The organism is Sediminivirga luteola, from assembly GCF_014639315.1.
GTDB classification, from domain to species: Bacteria; Actinomycetota; Actinomycetes; order Actinomycetales; family Brevibacteriaceae; genus Sediminivirga; species Sediminivirga luteola.
The window spans coordinates 1-25,743 of the sequence record NZ_BMFY01000020.1 but is presented as its reverse complement, the minus strand read 5'-3'; the positions used below and the strand labels follow the sequence as shown (position 1 = coordinate 25,743).

Here is a 25,743-nt window from a genome sequence, read left to right as displayed (position 1 = left end):
CGGTGACCCTCAGGTACGCCGGGACCACCAGGGGCGAGGAGACGGACAACGAAACGGGCGATGTGACCGTCAGGCGCGGCGGTGAACCCAACGAGTCCCTCCCGGACTACCAGCCCACAACCCAGATACGAGCCGGGATCGACCGATGATGCGGATCGGCGTATCGCAAATGCGAAGATGTGTATCGAAACGGTCAGACGTCGCCCTCATCCCGGCTGAGTTGCCGGTACCGCGTCGGGGTGACGCCGACGGCCTGGCGGAACAGTCGAGCGGCGTGACCCCGGCTGCGCCAGCCGACCTCACCCATCGCCACCTCGATGGGCAGGTTCGTCTCGCGCAGCAAGCGGGCCAGGAGTTCGGCACGCAGTGTCGTCAGGTACGTCATCGGGGTGGCGCCGTAGGCCTCGACGAAGACCCGACCGAGCTGCGACGGCGACAAGTGCACGGCACCGGCTAGTTCTCGCAGCGTCCATCTCAGAGTCGGCTGCTCGCGCAGGAGGTGGGCCGCAGCGCGGGCCTCGGAACGCAGGGGTGCGAACCGGCGATGGTGTGGCAGGCCGGGCCGGGTCGATTTCCGTTGTCTCGGCGTCCGTCGCATGGTAGTCGTTCTCACGTACGGCGTCACGATATCCAGCACGGCGAACAGCAGTGCTTGCAGCCGGTAGAACCGCTCTGGCGAGGGGCCGTCAATGCTCAGCGCCACAAGCTCATCGAGCCACGGCATCAGCATCCCGGCCTGGTCCTCGCCGAGCTGGAGTATCTGGGCTGGCTCGGAGTACAGCTTCTCGGCGAAGTCCTGCGCGTCCCATCGATCCGCTAACTGCGCGGCGTACTGCCAGAACACCTGATCGACCACGTAGTCATGGTCGAGGTAGAGAGTGGTTACCGTGATCGAGCACTCAGGTTCACTGCCGCACAGCGTGTTGGCACCGAGCATGACGACGTCGCCGATGGTCACCGGTTTCTCGCCGAACTCGCTCAATAAGATTGCTGAGCCGGCGCGTACGAAGATCAGTTTCACGCAGTCGTACGCCACCGGCGCGATGGGGTGGTGTATCGACCTCGTACGTGCGACGACCGGCGCGAACCGGTCGAGATCAGGTGTATCGGGGTCCCCATCTCGACTCACCAGTGGTCCGATTGATCCTCGCGGCCAGCGCTCCGAGTCATCCTTACGTCACACGGGTATGCGTCGTCCGGAAGCGTCGGCTACGGCGCTGAGCCTGGCGTCAGCAACAGGCCTTGACAGCGCGGGTGGACGCTTCAACGACCCAGTGAGTCCGTCTGGGACTGCTTGACGTCTGGAGGCCTGCTTCACGTTCTGTCGAGGTGCGGAGGTCAGCGTTTGGAATGCAAGCAGCAGAGGTTTGAGACAGGTGCATGCGGGGCGCATCCAACCACGGCCGTTCAAAACTTGACCAAGCGGTGTTTTGGTCTCGGTGGCCATCCTGTCTGCTCCTGTTTCGTGGCTTGGCGAATCTGATGTCGGTCCGGTCGGGTATTCACCCGGACGTATCGCGGTCGAGGAACCTGGAGGTGCTGTGGGCTGGAGTCAGATCTAGCCGACGCAGCAACTGGGCGTTGAGCGCGACCACCACGGTCGAGGCGGACATGAGGATCGCGCCAACGCTCATCGGCAGTACGAATCCGATCGGTGCGAGCACTCCGGCGGCCAGCGGTACGGAGATGAGGTTGTAGCCGGCGGCCCACCAGAGGTTCTGCTTCATCTTCCGGTACGAGGCCCGAGAGAGGTCGATGACCGACAGCACCGAGCGCGGGTCCGAGCTGGCCAGGATGACACCGGCGGAGCCGATGGCCACGTCGGTGCCTGCGCCGATGGCGATGCCGACATCGGCTTGGGCCAGTGCCGGGGCATCGTTGACTCCATCGCCGACCATGGCCACCTTGCGGCCCTCGCCCTGAAGTTCGGCGACCATGGCGGCCTTGTCCTCCGGCCGGACCCCGGCGAAGACTCGGTCGATGCCCAGCTCGGCGGCGACGGTGTCGGCCACGGCCTGGGCGTCGCCGGTGATCATCACGACCTGCGCACCGGCAGCGTGGAGCGCATCGATGGCGTCGCGGGACTCGGACCGGACCTCATCGGCCAACCGCAGCGCGCCGATCACCTGGCTGTCGGCAAGGATGTGCAGGATGATCGCGCCCTCGGTGCGCCACTCATCGGCGACGGCGAGTTCGTCGAGGCCACGCTGGTCCAGGAGGTGGGGGCCGCCGACCTCGACTACGGTGCCGTCCACCCTGGCCCTCACACCCACAGCGGGCGAGGAGGAGAAGTCGGTCGCCTCGGCCACGGCCAGCTCACGGGCGCGCGCCGCCCCGACCACGGCCCTTGCCAGCGGGTGCTCGCTGTCGCTCTCGGCTGCTGCGGCCAGAGCCAGCACCTCGTCTTCGGTGTGCCCTTCGATCGGTTCGATCCCGGTGACGTTGGGCTCGCCCTTGGTCAGGGTTCCGGTCTTGTCGAACAGGACGGTGTCCACCGTTCGCATCGACTCCAGCGCGAGGCGGTCCTTGACCAGCACTCCGCCGCGGGCGGCGCGTTCGGTGGCGATCGAGACCACCAGCGGGATCGCCAACCCCAGTGCGTGCGGGCAGGCGATCACCAGCACGGTGATCGTCCGTACCACCGCCGTATCCGGCATCCCTAGGAAGCTCCAGATGACGGCGGTGATCGCGGCCGCACCGATTGCGAACCAGAACAACCAGGCCGCCGCCGTGTCGGCGATGCGCTGAGCGCGCGAGGATGATGCCTGCGCGTCGGTCACCAGCTTCTGGATACCGGCCAGGGCGGTGTCCTCGCCGATCGCGGTGACCTCGATGCGCAAGCCTGAATCGGTGGCCACCGTGCCGGCGACCACCTGCTCGCCGGTCTCGCGTCGGACGGACTTGGATTCGCCGGTGACCATGGATTCGTCCATGCTCGCCGAGCCGTCGGTGATTCTGCCGTCGGCGGGCACGGAGGCGCCGGGGCGCACGATGACGATGTCACCGACCGCGAGGTCGGCCGGAGCGACTGTGACCACGTCGTCGCCGTCGATCTTCTCGGCCTCGTCGGGCAGCAGGGCAGCCAAGGAATCGAGTGCGGAGGTGGTCTGCGCCAGGGAACGCATCTCGATCCAGTGGCCCAGCAGCATGATGACCACCAGCAAGGCCAGTTCCCACCAGAAGTTCAACTCGAGATCCAGAATTCGCAGACTCGCGCCCCAGGAGGCGATGAACGCCACGGTGATCGCCAGGCCGATGAGAAGCATCATGCCGGGTTGGCGGGCGCGGAGCTCAGAAACCGCGCCGGTCAAGAACGGCCGGCCGCCCCAGACATACATCACGGTGCCCAGAATTGGGGAGACCCACCACACCCATCCGGCATCGGGGAGCTGGTAGCCCAGGAGGTCGGCGAACATGTCGTTGAAGCCCACCACTGGCACCGCCAGAACCAGCATGATCCAGAACAGCCGCCTGAACTGCCCGACGTGGTCGCCGTGGCCTGCATGACCGCCGTGGTCCTCGTGCCCGGCGTGGTGCTGGCCGGCCTGACCGTGATCGCCATGGTGGCCGGCGTGCTCGTCACGGTGTGCTGGGTCATGATCTGGACTGCCGTAATGGAAAGGCGCGTGATGATGGTCGTGACCGCCGCCATCGGAGTGCTTGTCGCCGTGATCCGTGGCGCCCGAGTGCGTGTCGGGATGGTCTCCGTGCTGCTCAGGTGTGGGTGATTCTGGCGTTCGGTGATGATCGGGTCGCGTCATCATGCTCCTTTCTTTACCCGGTATGGGTATGCGGCGGGCGGGCTTAAGGACACCCGGCTCGTCAGCCAATGGAAGCGGCCCAGTGCCGGTGGTCGTTCCCATGGTGGTTATCTGTTGTCATGTGTTCGTCTTCGGATTTGCCGGTTAATCACCCACGCCCCCGGTGGTGTCGGTGGAGCCAGCCTTAGGGCACCACGATGATCTTTCCAGCGGCGTGTCCGGTCTCCACTGCGGCAATCGCCTGATCTGCTTGATCAAGGGCGAACTGAGCGTCCACGTGGGGATCGACCAGTCCGTATTGGATGACCTCGGTGATCTTGGCCATGGCCTCATCCGTGCGTGCCAGGGCCAGGCCGCCCAGCTCGGCGGCGGTGTCTGGGTCCGCTGCGGAGATGATCCGGGTTCGGTCGGGCACCAGGTCCGCAACAGCACGCAGCGCATCGCCACCGACGAGATCAACAATCAGGTCGGGGCCGTCGGCACTCACCTGCCGCACCCGATCGGCCACCCCTGGACCGGATTCGATGAAGGTGGCACCAGTTGACTCGACGAGTTCCCGCTTGGTTGCGCTGGCCACGCCGATGACCGTGAACTCGTGCACGCGACCAATCTGGGTCGCCATCAGTCCCACTCCGCCGCCGGCGCCGAGCAGTAGCAGGGTCTGTCCAGGTTTGAGTTCAATCTGGTGGGTGGCGTCGTAGGCCGTGGCTGCGGCCACCGGGATGGTGGCCGCGTCGGCGAAGGAGATCTCCTCGGGCTTGGCCACAGTCGTGGAGGCGCGCAGCAGTGTGTGCTCGGCCATTCCACCCTGCCCGGGCGCCACCAGGCCGAGCACCTCGTCGCCCACGGCGAAGTCCTCGACCCCGTCGCCGACCTCAGTGACTACGCCGGCGGCTTCACGGCCCATCGGCGCCGGCAGGCTCCAGTGACGGCCCAGCTGGCCTTCCCGGATCTTCCAGTCCGCCGGATTTACACCGGCGGCTCGGACTTCGATGGCCAGTTCCCCGGGCCCGGGCGTTGGAACAGGCCCCTCGATCAGTTGCTGGGTCTCGGGTCCGCCGTAGCCGGTGAAGACATAAACCTTGGACATGAATCGAATCTCCTTCTGATCTGGACTGGGTGGCGCGTCGTCGACGTCCCGGGTGGGTCTTTCGTGGCGGTGGCGGTGGCGGTCAGGACCGGGGCGGTTCGTCCTCACCGGCGGCTTCGGCGGCGTCAGCCTCTTCCCGGGTGGCGAATACGGCGCCGGTAGCGTGCTCGGGTGGGCTGTAGTTGGTGTACAGCACCAGCGGCTCGTCGCCGGTGTTGCGGAAGTTGTGCTGGGCACCGGCGGGTACCGCGCACTGGTCACCGGCATCGATGGGGTGGGTGTGGCCATTGAGGTCGGCTTCGCCGGTTCCGGAGACGAAGGTCAGGATCTGATCGGTGTGTTCGTGGACCTCGTCTCCGATCTCGCCACCGGGCGGAATGGTCATCACCACGATCTGGGTGTGTTCTCCGGTCCACAGCACCTTCCGGAAGTCAGGATTATCCCTGGCCACGTCCTCGATGGTGAAATGCTCGACGTTGTCGCCAAGGGTGAAGTTCTTTTCGCTCATGGTCGGTCTCCTCTGTTTCGTGTGTTGATTTTGGTGTTCGCGTCGTTGTTTTGAGTCTTGGAGGTGCCCGGTGTCCGGGGTGGGTCCATTGCCCCGGGATGGGCGTCAGGCGGCCACCTGCTCCGCAGCTGTCCCGATGGTGCGTTCACTCTTTGGCATCGTCGTGGAGTCTCGGGTGTTTCGCAGCAGCCGCATCGCGTTGGCGATCACCACGAGCACGGAGGCTTCGTGGACGAGCATGCCGATCGACATGGTCACTCCGCCGGCGAAGACTCCGGCCAGTAGCAGCACCACGGTGATCAGGGCGATCGCGATGTTCTGCTTCATCACGTTCACGGTTCGCTTGGCCAGGCCGATGGCCTCGGGCAGCTTGAGCAGGTTGTCGCCCATCAGGGCGATGTCCGCGGTCTCCACGGCCACGGCCGAGCCTGCCGCACCCATCGCCACGCCGATGTTCGCGGTGGCGAGAGCCGGAGCGTCATTGACGCCGTCACCGACCATCGCGATCGTGTGGCCCTGGCGCTGTAGCTCGGTGACAGCGTCCAGCTTGTCCTCAGGGAGCAGGGAGGCGTGGATCTCGTCGATCCCGGTGGCTTTGCCGACGGCCTCGGCCACCAGTCGGGTGTCACCGGTGAGCATGACGACCTTCTCGACGCCGGCCCGGTGCAGTCGCGCGACCATCTCCGGTGCGTCCTGGCGGATCTGGTCCGCGACGGCGACGACGCCGATCACCCTCCCGTCAACAGCGACGATCATAGGTGTTTTCCCGGCGGCGGCCAGGTCCTGGGCGGCCTGCGCAGCCTCGGCGATGCCCGAGGCAATGCCGTACTGCTCCAGTAGCGGCGGGTTGCCGATCAGCACCTGGCGGCCATTGACGTTCGCCACGATGCCCTTGCCGGGGACCGGGGTGACGGCGCCGGGGATGCCCTGCGGGGCAACGCCCTCCTCGCGGGCGGTCTCCAGGATGGGGCGGGCCAATGGGTGTTCGGAGCCGGCCTCAGCTGCCGCGGCCCAGCGCAACACCTCCGTACGGTCGAGCGTGGAATCCAGGATGATGACGTCGGTCAGCTGCGGTTTGCCCTCGGTGAGGGTGCCGGTCTTGTCCACGGCGACCGCCGTGATCTTCGCGGAGGTCTCCAGGAACTCGCCGCCCTTGATGAGGATGCCGTTGCGCGCGGCGCGGCCGATGCCCGCCACGATGGCGACCGGGATGGAGATCACCAGGGCGCCCGGGCAGCCGATGACCAACAGGGTCAGGGCCAGCACCACGTCTCCGCTGATAAGTCCGGCCACCAGGGCCAGGACCATGACGGCGGGGGTGTACCACGTGGAGAACCGGTCGATGAAGGCCTGGGTCTTGGCCTTGGCGTCCTGAGCCTCTTCCACACGGTGGATGATGCGGGCCAAGGTGGTATCTGCGCCGATGCCAGTGGCCAGGACCTGTAGGAAGCCGCCGCGGGAGACGGTGCCGGCGAAGACCTGCCCGCCTTTAGTTTTCTCCACCGGGATGGACTCGCCGGTGATGGAGGCCTCGTCGATGGCACCGGTGCCGGAGACGACCTGGCCGTCCACGGGGACCTTCGCACCGTTCTTGACCAGGACGATCTCGCCCATTCTCACTTGCCCGGCAGGGATCTCCTGTTGCTCGCCATCGCGCACAACGATCGCGGAATCCGGGGCGACGGCGACGAGTTCGGCCAGTGCCGAGCGGGTCTTGTTCAGGGTCGCAGCTTCCAGCGCGTGGCCGATCGCGAACAGGAACGTGACCGCCGCGGCCTCCCAGAAGTTGCCGATGATGACCGCGCCGATAGCCGCAACCGACACGAGCAGGTCGATGCCGACGACCTTGGCGATCAGCGCGCGCACCGCCTTCACCACGATCCCGTAGCCGGCAACCACGGCCGCGGCGATCATGAAGACATCCCCGAGGGTGAAAGCCGCGCTGGCGTGAGTGGCGTGGGCCCCGGCGTCGAGCCACCACTGGGGGCTGACGGTGAGGTTGGCGACACCCCCGGCCAGCCACTGGATGGCGAAGGAGATGATGATGAGCACGCCGGACACGACGGGGACTGACCAGTTCCCATAGACCCATTTTTGGAGCCTGTTCACTTTCGGGTACGACCTTTCTGGGTCTCGTGCCAGCAGACCGGCAGAGTGGAATGTCGGAAGGATGTCCGCAGGCGGCCCGCGGGGGCCGTTGGCCTCAGAAGGCAGACGGTGCGGCCCTGTAGCCGGCTTTGGCGATAGCGGCGACGAGGTCATCCACGGAGATGCGCTCGGCGTCATGGTCGACCTCGATGCGGGCGGAGGCGAAGTGGACCTTCACGTTCTCGACACCCTTGAGTCGCCCGACCTGCTTCTCGATCTTCGCCACGCACGACGGGCAGGAGAATCCCTCCGCTCTCAGGACGGTGTGAGTGGTGGTGGGGGTGGAGGTGGAGGTGGCCATTGTGGACCCCTTTCGTGATGTGTTCCTTATTGGTACCTTCACGATAGGTTTGCGGCGCCCGGAACTCCTTGACATAGATCATGTTCGGTGCGCGCCTGCTACCGAGGCGTCGCTGCCGCTGCCGCTGCCGCTGTCCGGTCCCGCGGCGCCGATGCCGACTCCGGTAGACTTGCCACATGCCTGTGGATGATTTGTGCGTCAGCCGCGTGCCGATCTTCCAAGGACTCACCCGCGAGGAGCAGTTGCGGGTCGCGGAGTTCGTCCGCCCGGTGCATGTTGCCAAGGGAGAGACGGTCTATTCGCCAGGACAGTCGGTGTCGCGTCTGTTGGTGATGCACAGCGGACAGCTCAAGGTCAGCCATGCGGCGGCCAATGGCCAGGAACAAATCCTGCGCACGGTGACCGACGGTGATGTCGTGGGCGAACGGGCCTTCCTGACCGGCCACCTGCCCAATGACCTCGTCGTCGCGCTGGAAGACAGCCGGATGTGCGTCTTCGACCACACCGACCTCTCGGCCCTGCTGCGCGACTACCCTGATGTCGGTCTGCGGATGCTGCGGACTCTGTCCGACAGGCTCGCCTCCGTCGAGCGATTGCTGGCCGCCATCACCTCCAGCGATGTCAGTGCCCGCATCGCGGCCTACTTGCTGGATCTGCCCGGCAGCATCCGAGACGGCGTGCCCACAGTGTGGCTGCCGTTGGCGAAGTACGAAATCGCCTCCTATCTGGGCACCACGCCAGAAACTCTGAGCCGACGCCTTGCCGCGCTCTCCGCCTCCGGTGTCATCGAACTCCACGGGCGTCGTGATGTCACGATTCTCGACATTGATGGGCTCGAACGCGTAGCCACACCTCGATAGACCGGTATCGCCATGGCTTGGCTAAAGGTGGCGTGCGACCGGGCCCGTATGCGGCTTGCCCCGTCCTCGGGTGCGTAAGCATGGTCACATCAGCATCATGAGGATGAGAAATAGCAGGAAGCCGCCGGCTGCCATCGCGATGGTGCCGGTGCTCTCTTTGATTTCGTAGGCTTCGACCAACAGCTCTGCGACGGCGGTGAAAAGCAGGGCGGCGGCACCAAAGCCGAGGCCTGCGATCAGCACGGGGGCTGAGACACCGGCGAAGACGACAGCGCCGAGCACCGCGCCGATAGGCATCATGACCGCAACGAAGGCGCCGACACCGATCGCGGTGCCGAGGGAGCCGCCGCCCGCGCGCGCGGATCCCGCTGTGGAGGCGGCGACGAACAGAAGCTCGATCGACAGCGCGATCGCGATCAAGAGGGCTGCCGCCCCGCCGGCGGACAAGGCGATGCCGATGATGGCGCCGTCGATCAAGACAACGACCGCGAGGGCGACGACGAGGCGGAGATTCACACCCGTGACCGCCTTGGTCTGACTATCACCGTGCCCGTGCCCGTGCCCGTGCCCGTGCCCGTGCTCGTCGCCGTGGGAATGGCCGTGGCCGAACCGGGTGAGGAGCGCGCGCAGCGCCAGCATGAACGCAGTGCCTAGCACGAAGCCGATGATCAGCGGCCAGCCGCCACCCAGGTGGAGCGCCTCCGGGAGCAGATCCAGTGTTGCCGCGGCGATGATCAAGCCTGCGGCGAAGTGTTGTACATAACTGGTGAGTGTGGAGGTCTGGCCACGCGTCGCGAGAGCCGCGATCACCGCCCCCAGGACACCTGCCACCAGGCCGATCGTGCCCAGTCCGAGCGCCTGTCCGAACAGTTCCATGTCGATTCGCCAGTTAGAGGCTGGCGTCTTTATTTTGCGGGGGCAATGCCGCAACCAATGGATGATCCCTGCCGGTGTTGCCGAGTTTGACGGCGCCACCCGGTGAACCCAGTTCGTCAAAGAACTCGACATTCACTCTGTAGTACTCCGCCCATTGATCGGGGGTGTCATCCTCGTAATAGATGGCTTCAACCGGACAGACGGGCTCGCAGGCCCCGCAGTCCACACACTCGTCCGGGTGAATGTAGAGCGACCGCTCGCCTTCATAGATGCAGTCCACCGGGCACTCTTCAACGCAGGCCTTGTCCTTGACGTCTATACAGGGCTGGGCGATTACATAAGTCATGGGTGAACGCCACCTTCACGGTCAGCTGGGTTCAGCGGTCGTCTCCGCTCAGCCAACAGCGACGCCGAAGAGCAGGCCGATGAGGTAAGTCGCAATCATCGTCGCTGAGCCCATCACCACGTTCCGGAGGATGGCCCGGCCGCGCGGGGCCCCGCCGAGGGCGGCGCTGATCCAGCCGGTGAGGAACAAGCCGATCACCACTGCAACCGCGGCGATCCAGACGCGATTCTCGCCGAATGGCAAAAGGATCATTACGAGCGGGATGAGCGCTCCCAGCGCGAACGAGACGAATGACGAGACAGCCGCCGCCCAGGGGCTGGTGAACTCTTCGGGGTCGATTCCAAGTTCAACCTCTGCATGGGCTGCGAGGGCGTCCTTCGCGGTGAGCTCGACCGCGACCTGATGCGCGAGGTCGTCCGAGAGCCCACGCTGACGGTAGAAGCCGGCGAGTTCTTCGAGTTCTTCCTGAGGTATGGTCTCGAGTTCCCATTTCTCCTTGGCGATCAGCGCCTTCTCGGTATCGCGCTGGGTGCTCACCGAAACGTACTCGCCTCCGGCCATCGAGAATGCGCCAGCGACCACTGCGGCGATTCCTGCCGTGGCGATCGCGAGAACGTTGTTCGGGGTCGCCGCTGCGACACCGATCACGACGCCAGCGGTCGAGACGATGCCGTCGTTCGCTCCCAGTACCCCGGCGCGCAGCCAGTTGAGTCGCTGGCCGGTGCCCCGGTCGTGAGGTTCGCCGGGATGGGCTTGGGGTGCTGTTTTTCTAGCCATGGCTCGGTGCCTCCATAGTGATTCTCAGTGGGTTCGCTGGCTCTCTCGGCCTGTCAGCGGTGTGCGCCGTCTGCGTTGGCTCGCGACGCCTTGAGTTTGCGCTCGGCGCGCGGGCCGACGGCGCGCAGCGCGCCCAGGATCGCGACGAGGTCGACGACTTCTTGGAGCCAGGCCCCGATCAACGCGGGAAGGAACCCGAACGCTGCGACGAGCATGAGACCCACGCTGATGATGATGCCGAGCCAGATGCTCTGGAGAGCGATCCGCACCGTGTCCTTTCCCACGCGTACCGCCAGGGGGAGGGAAGCGAGGGTGTCGTACCGGTTCACAATGTCGGCGGACTCGCTCGCGGCGGTCGCGCCCCGAGCCCCCATCGCGAAACCGATATCGGCAGCGGCGAGCACCGGGGCGTCGTTGAGGCCGTCGCCGACCATGATGAGCGGCCTGGGCTGCACCGTGCTCACGATGCGTACTTTGTCGGAGGGCCGGCACTCGGCGTGCACCTCGTCGATGCCGAGGCTCGCGGCGATCGGCTCGGCAGTGGTCGCCACGTCGCCGGTGACCATGAGCGTGCGTTCGATCCCGAGCCCGTGCAGCTCGTGGAGCGCCTGCGCAGCCTCGTCCCGCGTCTGGTCGCGCATCACGATCGCGCCCGCGAAGCGGTCGTCGACGGCGACGTAGATCGCGAGCTCCCCGGGCTCCAGCGGGGCGAGCGCGAGGGTCGGGGCGAACTCGCGGAGCCAGGAGGGCTTGCCTACCCGTACCGTCGCCACCGCACCGTTTGTGCTGTCGGACGCGAACTGCGCGGCGACGCCGTTGGTGGCGATCTCCTCGGCTCCGAGCACTTCCAGCAGCGGATATCCGTGCTGCTTGGCCGCCGCGACGACCGATTCTGCGAGCACGTGGGACGAGTACACCTCGGCCGATGCGGCGAACCGGAGCACGCTCATCTCGTCGAAGCCGGGCTCAGCAAGGATGCGTTCGAGCACGGGCCGCCCGGTCGTGATGGTGCCGGTCTTGTCGAACGCCGCGGAGCGTACCCGCGAGAGCTGTTCGAGAGTGCCGCCGCCCTTCACGATAAGCCCGAAGCGCGCAGCCCGGCTCATGCCGCCGAGGAACGCGACCGGTGCGGCGATCAGCAGGGGGCACGGCGTTGCGACCACCAGCACCTCGGCGAATCTGACCGCCTCCCCGCTGGCCACCCATGCAACGCCCGCGATGACGAGCGAGAGTACCGTGAACGGCACCGCATAGCGATCGGCGAGCCGCACCACTTTCGCCTTGCTGCCCGCGGCCTGCTCGACCAGACGCACGATCTGCTGGTACTCGCTGTCTGAGGCGAGCGCGACAGCCCGCATCGTGACCGCACTCGCACCGTTCACCACTCCGCTGGAGACGCGCTCGCCCGCCACGCGCTCGACCGGCAGGCTCTCACCCGTGAGCGAGGATTCATCGAGCACAGCATGCTCTGACACGAGCACCGCGTCGACCGGTACGAGCGCGCCGGGCCGTACAAGCAGCAGATCGCCGACCTCGACGGCTTCGACCGGCACGTCCTCGGCGACCGCCTCGAGGGTTGAGCGGCCCGCCGGGGCGGCCTCGTCGCGCAGCAGCCTGGTGGCCTGCTGCGGGGCTTTGCGCAGCAGCGCGGTGAGCTCGCGCTTGGAGCGGTTCTCAGCGTAGTCTTCGAGGGCCGCGCCGCCGGTGAGCATGAGCACGACCACGAGCGCGGCCCACGGCTCACCGACGAGCACAGCCGCAGTGATCGCGGTGACCGCGAGGATGTCGAGCCCGGCGTGGCCTTTGAGGAGCTGGCGGATCATGCCGACCGCCTCCCACGCTGCGATCGCCAGCGCATACGCGCCGACGAGCCACGGGGCGGTTTCTCGGGCAGGGGTGGTGAGCAGGATCAGGCCGACCATCGCGATCAGCAGGGTCGCGAACACCAGCGGATACGCCTTGGCTGCGGCAGAAACTCGTCTCACGCTGCAAGCTTCCCAGCTCGCGGGCGTCGGCGCATCGCAGGCGGGCCTTGCCTCAGCATGCTTCGGTCTCGGCCGAGGGCGTGGTTCAGAGCAGCAGCGCCCCCAGCCCAGCAGCTCCCAGCACCACCGCCCAGGCGGGAGCCTTCCACGCGGTCAGTGCGACGAATGCCACTGCGACGATTACGAGAGAGTGCGGTCCGGTGACGCCCTCGTTGAACACCGGATCGTACAGGGCCGCCGCGAGCAGGCCGACGACTCCCGCATTCACGCCCTTCAGCGCTCGCTGCACCCTCGGGGCTCGGCGCAGCCGATTCCAGAGCGGCAGTACGCCGATGATGAGGAGGGCCGAGGGGAGGAAGATCGCGACGAGGGCGATCGATGCTCCGAGCGCCCCCGAGGGGCCGCTCGTCGTGACCGCGCCAAGGAAAGCGGAGAACGTGAACAACGGACCAGGCACCGCCTGCGCGGCTCCGTACCCGGCCAGGAACGCGCCGGGCTCTACGAGCCCTGTCTGCACCGTCTCCGCCTGCAGGAGCGGCAGCACGACATGGCCGCCCCCGAACACGAACGAGCCCGCACGGTAGAAGAGGTCGAACAGACTGAGTGCCGCATCTCCTGTCGCTGTTGCGAGGATCGGGAGGGTCACCAGCAGCAGGGCGAACGCGATCAGGCAGCCGATCGAGACGCCCCGGTGCAGGCGCACCGGAAATCGATCCTCAGTCCTGGCGGGTGCCCCGGTGTGCGCGGTGCGCGCAAGGAACAGCAACCCGGCGATGCCCGCGGCGATCATGGCACCAAGCATCGCGAGCGGGCCCGGCACGAGCAGCACGAGCACCATGACCGCGACCGCGATCGTCGCGCGACGAGCATCGGGGGTGAGCGATCTTGCCATGGCGAGCACAGCGTGGGCGACTACCGCGACCGCAGCCGCCTTCAAACCGAGTACCCAGCCCGCCTGCGAGAGATCCCCGCTCGCGCCGATACCGAGCGCGAAAGCGAAAAGCAGCATGGCTGAGGGGAGCGTGAAGCCGGCCCAGGCGGCGAGCATGCCGAGGATACCGGCGCGCTGCAGGCCGATCGCCATGCCGACCTGACTCGACGCCGGCCCGGGCAGGAACTGGCACAGCGCGACGAGATCCGCGTAGGCGCGGTCACTGAGCCATCCTCGCCGCTCGACGAACTCGGTGCGGAAATAGCCGAGGTGAGCGACCGGCCCGCCAAACGACGTCAACCCGAGCCGCAGGAACACGAGGAAGACCCGTCCCGATGAACCCGGGAATGGGCGAGACGCAACTGAATCAGGGAGTCCCATCCCACCAAGTCTGCCGTTGAGCCCGCGCTCTGGAAAGCAACTCGCCAGCTGACACCTAACGTTCATATTGGTTCGCATGACTCCGAAACGCATTTGCCTCCTTGCTCCCGGATCTACCCCGTTCCCCTCCAGTGCTCTCGGCAACAAGATGGAAGCCGTCTGGAGCTCAGGGCTTGAGCCAAGCCTCGGATTCCTACCTATCGGATGTGACGGTTTCGATGCGCGTGATGAGCGCCGGTGACGGCTACAAGTATCTGCTGCGCTCCGTCGTTGCAGGCGACGGCGACCGGAGCCTTTCGACGCCGCTGACTCGCTACTATGCCGAGGTCGGGAATCCTCCCGGCAGCTGGCTCGGCTCTGGCCTCGCCCAGCTCGGCGAAGGTCGCATCACTCCCGGCGAGGAGGTATCGGAGCAGCAGCTCCAGCTCCTCATCGGGATGGGCTGCGACCCGGTGACAGGCGACCCGCTCGGCCGCGCCTACCCGGTGTACAAGACCCCGGCCGAGCGCATCGCCGAGCGTGTCGAGGCTCTTGACGCGGATCTCGGCCCGGCCTCGCGTGCGGAAGCGATCGCCGAGATCGAGGCCGAAGAACACGGACGCGGAACGAGGAAGGCCGTCGCGGGATACGATTACACGTTCTCGCTGCCGAAGTCGGCGTCGGTGCTGTGGGCGGTCGCTGACGCCGGAACCCAGGCGCTCATCGCCGAAGCGCATCACGCGGCGATCGCCGAGGTGATCGACTTCATGGAACGAGAAGTCGCCGCGACCCGTGTTGGCATGACCGGCGCCGACGGTGGAGCGGTCGCGCAGGTCGATACCTTCGGTCTCGCCGCGACCGCCTATGACCACTACGACTCCCGTAGTTCCGACCCTCACCTTCACACGCACGTCGTCGTGTCGAACAAAGTGAAGACCACGCTGGACGGGCGGTGGCGGTCTTTGGATGGGCGGCCGATGCACGCCGCGACCGTCGCGCTCTCCGAACTGCACGAGGCGATCATCGCCGACCACCTCACCCGACTGCTCGGAGTGGAGTGGGAGGCGCGGGATCGCGGCCGCGACCGCAACCCCGCCTGGGCGATCTCGACGGTGCCGGAAGAGCTCGTGCTCGAGTTCTCCACCCGCGCCCGCCAGATCGACGCCGAGAAAGACCACCTCATCGCGGAATACGTCGAGAAGCATGGGCGGCAGCCCTCGGCCGCGGCGATCATCAAGCTCCGTGCTCAAGCCACGCTGTCCACCAGGCCCGAGAAGCAGGTGCGATCCCTTGCCGACCTCACGACCGAGTGGCGCAAGCGCGCCACAGCACTGCTGGGGCGGGACGCGTCGGAATGGGTGCGAGAGGCGATCCCGGCAGCACCCGCACGGGTGCTGCGCGCCGACGACCTTCCCTTGGATGAGATCGAGAAGATCGGCCGCGCCGTGATGGAGGCCGTTGGTGAGAAGCGGTCGACCTGGCACCGCTGGAACCTGACCGCCGAGGCCGCACGGCAGACGATGGAGTACCGCTTCGCGACAACACGGGATCGCGAGGCCGTCAGCGGGATGGTCGTCGATGCCGCCGAACACGCCTCGCTGCGACTGACTCCGCCGGAACTCGCGTCGACGCCGGCCCGGTTCCAGCGTCCGGATGGGTCGAGCGCGTTCCGCCCCCGCCACGGCATCCTGTATTCCTCCGAGGCGCTGCTCGATGCGGAGAAGCGGCTCCTCGAACGCTCCCGAACCCTGACCGGCCCCGAGCTCCCGCTCGCCCTCATCGAGAAGGTCACGAGACGCCCGGACAGGGAGGGGCGGATGCTCGGCTCTGACCAGGCCGACGCGCTCACACGGATCGCGGTCTCAGGCCGTCAGCTCGATCTCCTCGTCGGCCCGGCCGGCACCGGGAAGACGACCGCGATGCTCGCGCTCCGCACCGCCTGGGAACAGCAGCACGGCACCGGCTCCGTGGTCGGACTCGCCCCGTCAGCGGTCGCTGCGGAAGTGCTCGCCGGAGATCTCGGGATCAAGACCGAGAACACTGCACGGTGGTGGACGCTACACATCATGACCGGCAGCACCTTCCAGACGGGTCAGCTCGTGATCGTGGACGAGGCGAGCCTCGCCGGCACCCTCGCACTCGACCGCATCACCGGGGCTGCGGCGAAAGCCGGCGCGAAGATTCTGCTCGTCGGCGACTACGGGCAGCTCCAATCCCCGGCAGCGGCAGGTGCGTTCGGGCTCCTCGCCGGCGACCGCCCTGACACCCCGGAGCTTTCCACGATCCACCGCTTCACGCACGAATGGGAGAAGACCGCATCGCTACGCCTCCGCCTCGGAGAACCCGACGTGATCGATGTCTACCAGGACGCCGACCGGATCATCGGCGGCACCACCGACGACATGACCGCCCGCGCCTACGAGGCGTGGAGGGCGGACCGTGAAGCCGGGATCGAGTCGATCCTGGTCTCGGACTCCGGCGAAGCGGTTGCAGCGCTGAACCTGCGCGCCCGTACCGAGCTCATCCTCGCCGATGTCGTGAACCCGCTCCGAGGCGAAGTCACGCTGAACGGCGGCGTGCAAGCGGCTGTGGGTGACACGGTGATCACGCGGAAGAACGAGCGGAAGCTGCGCACCCGGTTCTCGTGGGTGCAGAACGGGAACAGGTGGACGATCACGAAAGTGCGCCCCGACGGATCAGTGACCGTGCGCCCCGCCGGCCCAGGCCGTGGCGAGTCGATCGTGCTCCCCGCCGACTACGTCGCCCAGCACCTCGACCTCGGCTACGCAGTCACCGCCTACCGCGCCCAAGGCGTCACGACCGACACTGCGCACGTACTGGTCGAACCGACCTCGACCAGAGAGACCTTCTACGTCGCGATGACCCGAGGACGGCACTCGAACCACGCCTACGTGGCTCTCGACCGCGCAGACGACCATGCGCAGCCGCACCCCGGCGACGATCCGCATGCTACGGCGCGAAGCGTGTTGTACGGCGTTCTGCAGCACAGCGGGGCCGAACTCTCGGCGCACGAGACCATCGTGGCCGAACAGGAACAGTGGGGCTCCATCGCTCAACTCGCCGCCGAGTACGAGACCATCGCCGCCGCAGCTCAACACGACCGCTGGGCCACCCTCGTCCGGGGCTCCGGGCTCACCGAGGACCAGGCCGAGAGCGCCATCGAGTCCGAGGCGTTTGGCCCGCTTACGGCCGAACTGCGCCGCGCCGAAGCCAACCACCACAACGTCGATACGCTCCTGCCCCGCCTCGTCGCCGCGCGCGGGTTCAGCGACGCCGACGACATCGCCGCCGTCCTTCATTACCGGGTGGAGCGTGCGACAGCGCGTCCCGCAGGCTCCGGCAGGACTCGCAAGCCACCGCGACTCATCGCCGGCCTCCTTGCACAGGCGCATGGAGTCATCGACGTCGAGATGCGAGCAGCGCTCGACGAGCGAGAGGAGCTGATCGAGGCACGCGCCGACGCCGTACTCGACGGCGCGCTGACCGAGAGCGTGCCGTGGACGAAGGCCCTTGGAGCGCAGCCGAACGACCGACGACGAGCGGCGACCTGGCGCAAGGCCGCCCGCGTAGTCGCCGCCTACCGAGACCGCTACCGCATCACCGACGACGCACCGCTCGGAGCCCCGCCCGAGTCGGCCGCACAGAAGATCGACGCCGCAAGGGCGCGCGCCGCGCTCGACCAAGCGCGAGTGGCCGCTGAAGCCCTGGATGATGCTCATGTGGTTCGGAGCCCGTCAAGAGGCGGTCCGTCGCGGGCGCTGTAGGGCCAGTGGTGTCGGCGGCAGGGTGCGGACGGTCGAATGTCGGCGCGGCCAAGTAGCCTCGGAGCCACACGCCAGTAGACTTGAACCCACATGACGACACGGCTGAAGGAGGCGGGACGATGGCGCGCGCTGATCTACTCCTAGACCTCGTCGAGGCCGAACGCCGCGGTGATCGGGAACGCTTCAAGGTGCTGGTTGAGTCGGTCATCGCCGAAGAGCGCGCCAACCAGCATCATCTTCTCGCTGATCGGCTCTCGCAACTCATCACGACGACGGGGCAGGGACCCGTCCGTGACGACCGAGCAGCGGCGATCCGCGATCTCGTGCATGAGGTCGTACCGAACCGTCGGCTACATGAACTCGAACTTGCACCGGTCCCGCAGCGAGTCGTTACCGAACTGATCGAGGAGCAGAAGCGCGCGGAACTTCTGCGTAGTTACGGTATTGAGCCGCGCAACCGCCTTCTGCTGTCCGGCCCGCCTGGAAACGGGAAGACGAGTGTGGCCGAAGCGATCGCGGCAGAACTGATGCTTCCCTTCTACGTGATCCGCTACGAAGGTGTGATGTCGAGTTTCCTCGGCGAAACGGCCGCACGGCTTGACAACGCCTTTGAGTTCGCGCGGACTCGCCGTTGCGTGCTGTTCTTCGACGAACTGGACACCATCGCCAAAGAGCGAGCGGACGAGCATGAGACCGGCGAGATCAAGCGAGTGGTGTCGACGCTGCTGCTCCAAATCGACAGACTGCCACCCCACGTGATCCTCGTTGGCGCAACGAACCACGGCGAGCTGCTGGATCGGGCGGCATGGAGACGGTTCCAGATTCGGACGGAGTTGGGAGCGCCTAGCCGCGCACAGGCGACGAGATTCCTCGAACGTCTCGCTGAGCGCCTCGGAGGCGACCTCGGTTTCGCTCCTCGGACCCTCGCTGACAAGTTGGCCGGCGCGAGCTTCGCCGAGTTGGAAGAGTTCGCACTTGATGTGCGCCGCCGTGCGGTACTGGAACTTCCGGATGACAACATCCGCCGGATCGTGCAAGAACGGCTTGAACACCGCCGAGGTCAGGCGGCAGGGTGACAGTTGAGCGTAGACCGCTCCTTGCGTTCGGGCCGGCGGAGGTTGTAGCGCGGCCAACTCAGACCCCGCGTGATCTTCCACGTCTGTCAAGGCCGGGCGCTGGGCGACAAGGTGAACGCCTGACTCCTCAGTTCAAGGACTTGGCCGCGGCTTTCGAAGCCGAACGTGCCCGTCTGAGCGCAGACACCCCAGAGGAGATCGACCCCGCACTCGTGGTCGTGTTTGATCTGGCGGGAAGCGTCAAGGACTTCCGCAACGCGATCAACCGGATCGATGGCCTGGAGTTTCTGTCTGAGCTTCTCGGGGATCAATCTGACCCCGACGACGATTTCCACATGAGGGAGCGTGAAGCTGGACGGACCGACAAGCGCGTCACGCACTCGCTGTACCTGGTCATGTCCAACACCAAAGCGATCGACGAACTACTCCGGCTCTTCGCTCAATGGCAGGCCGACCCGTCCGCGTCGTTCGAGCACGGGCTCGGCAAGTTCAAGACGGCCTTCCAGCAACTGACAGCGATACGTCGGTGGGGCGCTGAGGACCGCATCCGTGAGACTGGTCTACGAGAGCGCTGGGAAGAGACTCTCAGCATGGTCGGTCAGTCAGTAAGCACCGTCCTCGTCGAAGTCGAGCTCTGGCACAGGCGTGATGCCGCCCAGCGTGCGGCTGCCGAGGCGCACGTCGAGGAAGTCATCACTTCCAGCGCCGGGCGAGTCTTGGATCGCTCGCAGATCGGAGAGATCGAGTACCACGCGCTCCTGGCTGAACTCCCGATCCAGCAGGTCCAGTCCGTGTTGACCAACGGAGCTTCGGCCATTCGGCTCCTCACGACTGATGATGTCATGTTCGTCAGCCCCTTCACCCCGATGAGCGTTGCGCCAGGGACTCTTGAGCCAGTTGCTCAAACCCAACTTGCTCGCAGCGACAGAATCGAAGGCAAGCCTCGGATCGCGCTGCTCGACGGGCTGCCGTTCACCAACCACGACGCGCTCCAAGGTCGGCTCTCGATCGATGACCCTGATGAGATCGGTGAGAACTACCCCGTCGCGGCTCGCCACCACGGAACCGCCATGGCGTCACTCATCATTCACGGCGACCTCACTGATGGCGGTCCACCGCTTGATCGTCCGCTCTACGTACGACCGATCCTGCAGCCCCACGAGTTCATGCCTGGACACGAGCAGGTAGTCCCAAATCGTCTGCTCACCGACGTCCTTCACCGCGCATTCAGACGGATTGTGAAAGGCGAGGGGAACCAACCTGCCGCAGCGCCGAGCGTCCGGGTTGTGAACCTGTCCATTGGCGCGCAGACGCGAGCACTCACGCGCCGAATGAGCCCCGTCGGGCGCCTGCTGGACTGGCTCGCCCACTCGTACAATCTGCTGTTCGTCGTCAGCGCGGGCAACCACACCGACGAGTTCACGATCCCCGCCGATGCCGCGCACGACACCGAGGCCGCTCGCCTGGCTGCAATGCGGGACGGCTTCGAGACGGCGCTGCTGCGCGGCATCCTTCCGCCTGGCGACGCCCTGAACGCCCTCACCGTCGGCGCCACGCACTCAGACGGCCTCGGTGAGATCGAGGTTCCGGACACGGTATGGGACATCACCCACCCGGACGCTCCCGCACACTATGGGTCTGTTGGGCCCGGCGTCGATCGGTCGGTCAAGCCGGACCTTCATCACTCCGGAGGTCGCGCCCTCTACACGCGCCCCATCGTCCTGCCCGGTCAGACTGACGTTGCCGTCGGCCTGGCTCATACCGCCGCGACGGGACCCGGCTTGCAGGTGGCCGCTCCGGGACGAGGCGGTGCTACCAACAGCACGGTGTTCACGAACGGCACCAGTAACGCGACCGCGCTCGTCACCCGTGAAGCCAGCAGGCTGTTTGACCTCCTTGAGTCCGACAACCGCGACCCCGAAGACGCACCCCTTCCTGATCCGCAGTACCACCCGCTGCTCGTGCGTGCCCTCCTTGCCCATGCAAGCAGCTGGGGCGCCTGGGAGAACAGCCTGCGCAACGGTCTTGGTCTCAATGGCCAGGACGCTCGGCGGCAGCTGACGGCTCTGCTCGGCTACGGTCGCCTCGACCTCAGCAGACTCGGCGAAGCCGCATCCAACCGAGCGGTCCTCGTTGCCGGCGGTCAAATCGCACGGAACGAGCGCCATACTTACGGCTTCCCACTGCCTCCCTCACTCCGAGCGAAAGCGGAATGGCACCGCTTCACCATCACGCTGGCATTCATGGCTCCAACGGTCGGCCAGCTCACTCGGTACCGCAGCGCCAAGGTCTACTTCAGCACGCCGGACACGACCCTGGCGGGTGGAGACCGAACCGATGCAGAGCACAACGCCGTGCGGCGAGGCAGCCTTCAACACGAGATCGTGCAGGGCACCCGCTCGATGTCTTTTGTAGATGGCGATGCCTTCCCGATCCACGTCGAGTGCATGGACGATGCCCAACGACTCCGTGCCGGTAACACCATCCGATATGCGCTGGTCGTGTCAGCAGAGACTGCCGAACAGACATCAAACACGATCCACGATGAAGTTCGCGACAGACTGCGACTCCGCGCGCGCGAGCGTGCCCGTGATCGCATCCGCTCGTAGCGCGATCTGAGACAGCGGCCTACAGCTGCCGCACTTCCCGAGCGCTGCTGACTGTGCGTTCAGGCATCAACAGAGATGCAGAACTCCCGCGCTCGACGTCGCGGGTCTCCAACGCGCGGTAGAGGTCAGCAGCATCGGTGATGACGGCGCAGTCCTTGTCGCGCAGCAGGCGGTGCGGCCCTGCGCTTGTTGCGCTGGTCACCGGACCGGGTACCGCGCCAACAATCCGCCCCAACTCTTGGGCGCGCTCTGCCACCTTCATTGATCCTGAGCGAGCTCCGGCCTCGACAACGACAGTCGCTGTGGAGAGCGCGGCCATCAACCGCGCCCGTGCAATGAAGCGGTGGCGCGTCGGAACCGCGCCTGGTGGAACCTCGCTGACCAGGAGGCCTAGGTAGCGCCTCTCCAGCTCAGCCAGTGCTGCCCGCGCGGTGAGTCGGCTGACCCCGAGCTGACCGGCAAGCTCGTCTTCTGACGGCAGGCGAGTCCCCACGGGCTGGTCAGCGATCTGCTCAGCGAGGGAGTCCGCGGCGGCCAGGTACAACGGGGTGCGAGAGGCAGGCTTCTTCGTCTTGCTGTGATCGATAGGACCGATCATAGGGCAGTAGGCGTTCCAGCAGATCCCACGCCACACGGGCGGTTGACGGCTCCGTGTGGTTCATGCCCTGCAAGGGCCTGCAGTATGGCAGTGGCGGCGTGCTCCTCAATTTTGAGACGAGTCGCGGCCACGGCAGATCCCAGGTGTGGCGTGAACAGCGTGCGGTCCTGCATCGCCAACAGCTCGGCGGAGATGCCAGCGGGCCGGTCCGGTCGGGACAGGTCCTCGAACTCGAAAACGTCAGCCGCGAAGCCACCGAGCTGTCCGGCGCGTAAGAGCTCGATCACCGCGGATTCGTCGACGACGGAGCCGCGGCCGACGTTGACGAGTAGCGCCCCCGGTCGTATTGACTCGAGCCGGTTCCGGTCGAGCAAGTGGACTGTCTCCGCGGACAGTGGGGCGCAGACCACAACGGCGTCGCTGCGCTCCAGCAGGTCGGACAGGTCCGCACGCCGGATGTCGAGCAGTGCTTCATCGGCCGCCGATAGCGGTTCAGGGTCGAAGTAGAGCAACTCGGGTGCGAATCCCCGCAACATCCGTGCAACAGCCCGGCCGAGGTTGCCTGCCCCTACGATGCCGATCGTCGATCCTACGAGGGTGCTCCCGTAGAGCGTCGGCCGCCACCCGGCGAAATTCGAGCGCACCCGGCGGTCCCCGGCGGTGATGTTCCGCGCGAGCCCGATGAGCAGTCCGACCGCCAGTTCTGCGGTGGGCTCGGTCAGGAGGTCCTCGACCCTGGTCAGCCAGATGCCTCGCTCTGTGCAAGCCTCGACGTCGATGTTGTCGTTCCCTTTGAGGGCTCCCGCGACGACCTTCAGGTTGGGGCATGAGTCGAGGAGCTCTGCATCGACCCGGTCGGGCATGAACACCATCAATCCGTCGGCCTCTGCTGCGCGGCGCCGCACCTCGGAGGCCGGGAGACTGCTGTCGCTCTGGTTGGCGACAACTTCGCAGCTTTCGCTGAGCAATTCGAGGATCGGCGCATGCACGCGGTGCGTCAGTACGACCTTCGGACGTCGACTGTGTTGTTTCATTGGAACCTCTTTCGCAACGCTCCGCCGAGAGCGTCGACTACGGTCACGGTGGCCAGGATGACGAGCAGGATTGCGGCGACCTCGTCGTACTGGAGGGTTCGCAGGGCGGCGATGAGTTCGAAGCCGATGCCGCCGGCGCCGACGACCCCGACGACGACCGACGCTCGGAAATTGAACTCCCACCTGTAGACGGTGACGTCGGCCATCTGCGGCAGCACCTGGGGCAGGATGCCGTGGAGAATCACTTGGGCCGGGCCGGCTCCTGTCGCCCTGGCGGCCTCGACAGGGGCTTCGGCAGCGTGCTCAATCGCTTCGGCGAAGAACTTTCCCACCATGCCGGCAGAATGGATCCCCAATGCCAAAGCCCCGGGCAGCGCGCCGAAGCCGACGGCGGCGACGAATACGATCGCCATGATCAGTTCGGGCACTGATCGCAGCACGTTCAGGATGAGCCGCGCGACCCAGTAGATCGCCGGGTGCGGTGAGGTGTTGCGTGCTCCGAGCAATGCGAGAGGGACGGAGAGCAGCACAGCCAGTGCTGTGGCCGCGATGCTCATTGTCATCGAGTCGAGCAGGGGCCCCCACCAGCTGTTCAGATGGGTGAAGTCCGGCACCCACATCTCGCTGAGCAGGTCGGCAATGTCGGCGAGGCCTGTGACCATGCGGTTGGCGTCGAGCAGACCCACGGCCCAGGCACTCAGGATCACCGCGACGAGGATCAAGCCCGTGATGGAGAACGAGCGCCTCCAGCCGGATTGTGCCTGGTCGGTGATTCGCTGGTATTCCTGCTCTCTGCGATCCTCGCGCGGCACGCTGACCGCGGGGCTGCTCACTGGTAATCCTCGAGATCGATGTCGAGCAGCGGAGCGAGGTCGCGAACCTGATCGTAGTCCGAATCGGCAACCTCTGCGAAGCCGGCGGCTCCGAATGGTTCGAGCACCTCGGGATCGTCGAGTTCCAGGAACGCCGCCCGCAGCTTCTCCTTCAGGTCCTCGGGCAGATTGGACTGCATCGTCCAGGGGTAGTTGGCATAGGGATCCGATTCCTGGACTTTCACGACAGTCTCGGAGTCGATGAGCCCCTCCTCGACCATGCGCTCATAGATGGGCAAGCTCATGCCCCCCGCGTCCGCATTGGCGTTCTGCACTGCCAAGGCCACAGCATCATGGGAGCCGACGTGCTGTTCCTCGTAGTCACCCTGGTCTACTCGGAGGTCCGCCTCTTCGGCGAGCATGGCCTTGGGAATGAGGTGACTGGACGTGCTGGCCTGGTCTCCCCACGCAACGGTCTTGCCGGCGACATCCGCGAGGTCCTCGATGCCGGAATCCGCGTTGGCGATGAACACTGCCTGGTATGTCGGGTCCTCACCCTCGACTTCCTGCAAGGCGGCGAAGGGCTCGATGTCGGCCTTCTCCTGGGCGAGGACGTAGGACAGAGGGCCGAAGTAGCCGAGGTCGATGCGGCCGCGGGCCATCGCCTCGATCATCGAGGAGTAATCGGTCGTCACCACGAGCTCGACGTCAAGCCCGAGTTCCTTTTCGAGGTGCTCCTTGAGGGGCTCATTGTTCTTGATCACCTCCGACGCGTTCTCGTCGGGAAGCAGCGCAACGCGGAGGGTTTCCGGGGCGGTGGTTGCCTCTGAACTGGCACCACAACCGGAGAGGACGAAGGTGAAGGCAGTCGTTACAGCGATCGCGGCAGTCGCCAAGCGGGTGGGTCTAGGCATGGGAATTCACTCCTGTTTCAGCAGTTCGGAAGGTGGTCGATCTCGGGGGTGGCGGTCGAGGTTATTGAGTCCTGAGCGTTTGCTAGTCAGCAGAAGTCGGCAGCGAAACGGTCTGTGCCGACAGTGGAAGGGCATCGGCCTGCTCGTCGGCGGGCACGCCGCCGTAAATCACCAGCAAATCCTCATCGGTGACCCCGGCTGCAGGGCCGTCGTAGACGATTTCCCCGTGTGCCAGGCCGACGATGCGGTCGGCGTGCTCGAGCGCGAGGTCGACCTGGTGGAGGCTGGCAACCAGGGTGATGCCGCTCTCCTGACAGACTCGGCGCAGCAGCTCCATCACGCGACGCGCAGAGTTGGGATCGAGGCTGGCGACCGGCTCATCGGCAAGGATCAGGTCCGGTTGCTGCGCGAGCGCTCGAGCGATGCCTACTCGCTGCTGCATGCCACCGCTCAGGTTGTCTACCCGGGTCAGGGCCTTGTCCAGCAGTCCGACGCGCTCGAGCGCTTCGAGCGCGATGCGCTGGTCGCCGCGACTGGAGGGCAGGATGCTCTGCCAGAAGCTGTGATAACCGACCCGGCCGAGGAGCACGTTGCGCAAGGCCGAGAAGCGTGGGATCAGCTGGTGGTGTTGGAATACCATCCCCGTGCGGCGGCGGTGTCGACGCAATTCGCGGCGGGAGTCGAGTGACGCCGTCCCGTCAACCCGCACGGAGCCGGTGGTGGGTTTGACAAGCAGGTTCATGCATCGCAGCAAGGTCGACTTGCCGGCACCCGACGGGCCGAGCAGCACGGTGACTTTTCCGCGCTCGATCGACAGATCGGTTCGGGCCAATGCTTGAACGCCGCCTTCGTAAGTCTTGCTGACATCGACGAGCTCTATCATGAAAGTCGGGACTGCCGCACCGATAGGTGACATCTGATCTGGCTTGCCCACTGGGCGGCCTGGAAGGATGTGTACCATGCCCGCTCCCT

22 protein-coding genes are annotated in these 25,743 nt (G+C 66.1%); 6 read left to right on the top strand and 16 right to left on the bottom strand.

The window, feature by feature from the left end:
• Window positions 1-2 precede the first annotated feature (2 nt).
• On the top strand, window positions 3-149 hold the full coding sequence (locus IEW13_RS16150; protein WP_188551956.1) for a hypothetical protein: 147 nt from the start codon (window positions 3-5) through the stop codon (window positions 147-149).
• A 44-nt stretch (window positions 150-193) separates the two neighbouring features.
• On the opposite strand, the gene IEW13_RS16145 is transcribed toward IEW13_RS16150, so the two are convergent.
• A complete protein-coding gene (locus IEW13_RS16145; RefSeq protein ID WP_229745254.1) occupies window positions 194-982 on the bottom strand; it encodes a helix-turn-helix transcriptional regulator in 789 nt (262 codons plus the stop codon).
• A gap of 520 nt (window positions 983-1,502) precedes the next feature.
• Window positions 1,503-3,455 (bottom strand): heavy metal translocating P-type ATPase, encoded by a 1,953-nt coding sequence (locus tag IEW13_RS16140; RefSeq protein ID WP_188551955.1) that lies wholly within the window; start codon window positions 3,453-3,455, stop codon window positions 1,503-1,505.
• Between the two features lie 30 nt (window positions 3,456-3,485).
• Here IEW13_RS16140 and IEW13_RS17845 point away from each other — a divergent pair, with 30 nt between their 5' ends.
• Complete coding sequence (locus IEW13_RS17845) at window positions 3,486-3,728, top strand: hypothetical protein (protein WP_054683002.1); 243 nt, start codon at window positions 3,486-3,488, stop codon at window positions 3,726-3,728.
• Between the two features lie 217 nt (window positions 3,729-3,945).
• Here IEW13_RS17845 and IEW13_RS16130 read toward each other — a convergent pair whose 3' ends face one another.
• The 4 genes from IEW13_RS16130 to IEW13_RS16115 form a co-directional block, all read right to left on the bottom strand.
• Window positions 3,946-4,851 carry an NADP-dependent oxidoreductase gene (locus tag IEW13_RS16130; RefSeq protein ID WP_054683000.1) on the bottom strand — a complete coding sequence of 302 codons (906 nt, stop codon included), beginning with the start codon at window positions 4,849-4,851 and terminating at the stop codon, window positions 3,946-3,948.
• 82 nt (window positions 4,852-4,933) lie between these two features.
• On the bottom strand, window positions 4,934-5,359 hold the full coding sequence (locus IEW13_RS16125) for a cupin domain-containing protein (protein WP_119076073.1): 426 nt from the start codon (window positions 5,357-5,359) through the stop codon (window positions 4,934-4,936).
• Between the two features lie 105 nt (window positions 5,360-5,464).
• The gene (locus IEW13_RS16120; protein ID WP_054682996.1) at window positions 5,465-7,468 is read right to left on the bottom strand and encodes a heavy metal translocating P-type ATPase; all 2,004 of its coding nucleotides are present in this window, start codon (window positions 7,466-7,468) and stop codon (window positions 5,465-5,467) included.
• A 94-nt stretch (window positions 7,469-7,562) separates the two neighbouring features.
• A complete protein-coding gene (locus IEW13_RS16115; RefSeq protein ID WP_054682994.1) occupies window positions 7,563-7,808 on the bottom strand; it encodes a heavy-metal-associated domain-containing protein in 246 nt (81 codons plus the stop codon).
• A 176-nt stretch (window positions 7,809-7,984) separates the two neighbouring features.
• On the opposite strand from IEW13_RS16115, the gene IEW13_RS16110 reads away from it, so the two are divergent.
• Window positions 7,985-8,668: a Crp/Fnr family transcriptional regulator gene (locus tag IEW13_RS16110; protein WP_054682993.1), complete on the top strand. Its 684-nt coding sequence runs from the start codon at window positions 7,985-7,987 to the stop codon at window positions 8,666-8,668.
• 84 nt (window positions 8,669-8,752) lie between these two features.
• On the opposite strand, the gene IEW13_RS16105 is transcribed toward IEW13_RS16110, so the two are convergent.
• The 5 genes from IEW13_RS16105 to chrA form a co-directional block, all read right to left on the bottom strand.
• Window positions 8,753-9,544, bottom strand: a complete 792-nt coding sequence (locus IEW13_RS16105) for a ZIP family metal transporter (RefSeq protein ID WP_119076071.1) — start codon at window positions 9,542-9,544, stop codon at window positions 8,753-8,755.
• A gap of 13 nt (window positions 9,545-9,557) precedes the next feature.
• Window positions 9,558-9,890, bottom strand: coding sequence for a ferredoxin (gene fdxA, locus IEW13_RS16100; protein ID WP_119076069.1), 333 nt, complete (start codon window positions 9,888-9,890; stop codon window positions 9,558-9,560).
• Window positions 9,891-9,938: 48 nt separating this feature from the next.
• Entirely contained in the window at window positions 9,939-10,667 is a 729-nt protein-coding gene (locus IEW13_RS16095; RefSeq protein ID WP_188551954.1) for a VIT1/CCC1 transporter family protein, read from the bottom strand.
• A gap of 53 nt (window positions 10,668-10,720) precedes the next feature.
• On the bottom strand, window positions 10,721-12,652 hold the full coding sequence (locus IEW13_RS16090; protein WP_188551953.1) for a heavy metal translocating P-type ATPase: 1,932 nt from the start codon (window positions 12,650-12,652) through the stop codon (window positions 10,721-10,723).
• Between the two features lie 85 nt (window positions 12,653-12,737).
• The gene (gene chrA, locus IEW13_RS16085; protein ID WP_188551965.1) at window positions 12,738-13,964 is read right to left on the bottom strand and encodes a chromate efflux transporter; all 1,227 of its coding nucleotides are present in this window, start codon (window positions 13,962-13,964) and stop codon (window positions 12,738-12,740) included.
• 218 nt (window positions 13,965-14,182) lie between these two features.
• Between chrA and mobF the strand changes: the two genes are divergently transcribed.
• From mobF to IEW13_RS16070, 3 genes are all read left to right on the top strand, one after another.
• The gene (mobF, locus tag IEW13_RS16080; RefSeq protein ID WP_444544411.1) at window positions 14,183-17,728 is read left to right on the top strand and encodes a MobF family relaxase; all 3,546 of its coding nucleotides are present in this window, start codon (window positions 14,183-14,185) and stop codon (window positions 17,726-17,728) included.
• Between the two features lie 119 nt (window positions 17,729-17,847).
• Window positions 17,848-18,804 (top strand): AAA family ATPase, encoded by a 957-nt coding sequence (locus IEW13_RS16075; RefSeq protein ID WP_055344166.1) that lies wholly within the window; start codon window positions 17,848-17,850, stop codon window positions 18,802-18,804.
• Between the two features lie 140 nt (window positions 18,805-18,944).
• The gene (locus IEW13_RS16070; protein WP_229745252.1) at window positions 18,945-21,413 is read left to right on the top strand and encodes a S8 family peptidase; all 2,469 of its coding nucleotides are present in this window, start codon (window positions 18,945-18,947) and stop codon (window positions 21,411-21,413) included.
• A gap of 19 nt (window positions 21,414-21,432) precedes the next feature.
• On the opposite strand, the gene IEW13_RS17705 is transcribed toward IEW13_RS16070, so the two are convergent.
• The 5 genes from IEW13_RS17705 to phnC form a co-directional block, all read right to left on the bottom strand.
• On the bottom strand, window positions 21,433-22,011 hold the full coding sequence (locus IEW13_RS17705) for a DNA-processing protein DprA (RefSeq protein ID WP_188551950.1): 579 nt from the start codon (window positions 22,009-22,011) through the stop codon (window positions 21,433-21,435).
• Complete coding sequence (locus tag IEW13_RS16060; protein WP_075850138.1) at window positions 22,008-23,045, bottom strand: phosphonate dehydrogenase; 1,038 nt, start codon at window positions 23,043-23,045, stop codon at window positions 22,008-22,010. The genes IEW13_RS17705 and IEW13_RS16060 overlap by 4 nt, the downstream gene beginning before the upstream one ends.
• Window positions 23,042-23,878 (bottom strand): phosphonate ABC transporter, permease protein PhnE, encoded by an 837-nt coding sequence (gene phnE / locus IEW13_RS16055; protein ID WP_019481144.1) that lies wholly within the window; start codon window positions 23,876-23,878, stop codon window positions 23,042-23,044. Before phnE ends, IEW13_RS16060 begins: the two co-directional genes overlap by 4 nt.
• Window positions 23,875-24,771 (bottom strand): phosphate/phosphite/phosphonate ABC transporter substrate-binding protein, encoded by an 897-nt coding sequence (gene phnD, locus IEW13_RS16050; protein WP_050994815.1) that lies wholly within the window; start codon window positions 24,769-24,771, stop codon window positions 23,875-23,877. The genes phnE and phnD overlap by 4 nt, the downstream gene beginning before the upstream one ends.
• Window positions 24,772-24,853: 82 nt before the next feature.
• The gene (gene phnC / locus IEW13_RS16045; RefSeq protein WP_019481142.1) at window positions 24,854-25,654 is read right to left on the bottom strand and encodes a phosphonate ABC transporter ATP-binding protein; all 801 of its coding nucleotides are present in this window, start codon (window positions 25,652-25,654) and stop codon (window positions 24,854-24,856) included.
• Window positions 25,655-25,743 lie beyond the last annotated feature (89 nt).

Coding starts and splice junctions, on each gene's coding strand:
- IEW13_RS16140 (WP_188551955.1), bottom strand. CDS start 3,455: ATGCTGGTTCTGGCGGTGCCAGTGGTGGGCTTCAACGACATGTTCGCC.
- IEW13_RS16130 (WP_054683000.1), bottom strand. CDS start 4,851: ATGTCCAAGGTTTATGTCTTCACCGGCTACGGCGGACCCGAGACCCAG.
- IEW13_RS16125 (WP_119076073.1), bottom strand. CDS start 5,359: ATGAGCGAAAAGAACTTCACCCTTGGCGACAACGTCGAGCATTTCACC.
- IEW13_RS16115 (WP_054682994.1), bottom strand. CDS start 7,808: ATGGCCACCTCCACCTCCACCCCCACCACCACTCACACCGTCCTGAGA.
- IEW13_RS16110 (WP_054682993.1), top strand. CDS start 7,985: ATGCCTGTGGATGATTTGTGCGTCAGCCGCGTGCCGATCTTCCAAGGA.
- IEW13_RS16105 (WP_119076071.1), bottom strand. CDS start 9,544: ATGGAACTGTTCGGACAGGCGCTCGGACTGGGCACGATCGGCCTGGTG.
- fdxA (WP_119076069.1), bottom strand. CDS start 9,890: ATGACTTATGTAATCGCCCAGCCCTGTATAGACGTCAAGGACAAGGCC.
- IEW13_RS16095 (WP_188551954.1), bottom strand. CDS start 10,667: ATGGCTAGAAAAACAGCACCCCAAGCCCATCCCGGCGAACCTCACGAC.
- chrA (WP_188551965.1), bottom strand. CDS start 13,964: ATGGGACTCCCTGATTCAGTTGCGTCTCGCCCATTCCCGGGTTCATCG.
- mobF (WP_444544411.1), top strand. CDS start 14,183: ATGCGCGTGATGAGCGCCGGTGACGGCTACAAGTATCTGCTGCGCTCC.
- IEW13_RS16075 (WP_055344166.1), top strand. CDS start 17,848: ATGGCGCGCGCTGATCTACTCCTAGACCTCGTCGAGGCCGAACGCCGC.
- IEW13_RS17705 (WP_188551950.1), bottom strand. CDS start 22,011: ATGATCGGTCCTATCGATCACAGCAAGACGAAGAAGCCTGCCTCTCGC.
- IEW13_RS16060 (WP_075850138.1), bottom strand. CDS start 23,045: ATGAAACAACACAGTCGACGTCCGAAGGTCGTACTGACGCACCGCGTG.
- phnD (WP_050994815.1), bottom strand. CDS start 24,771: ATGCCTAGACCCACCCGCTTGGCGACTGCCGCGATCGCTGTAACGACT.
- phnC (WP_019481142.1), bottom strand. CDS start 25,654: ATGATAGAGCTCGTCGATGTCAGCAAGACTTACGAAGGCGGCGTTCAA.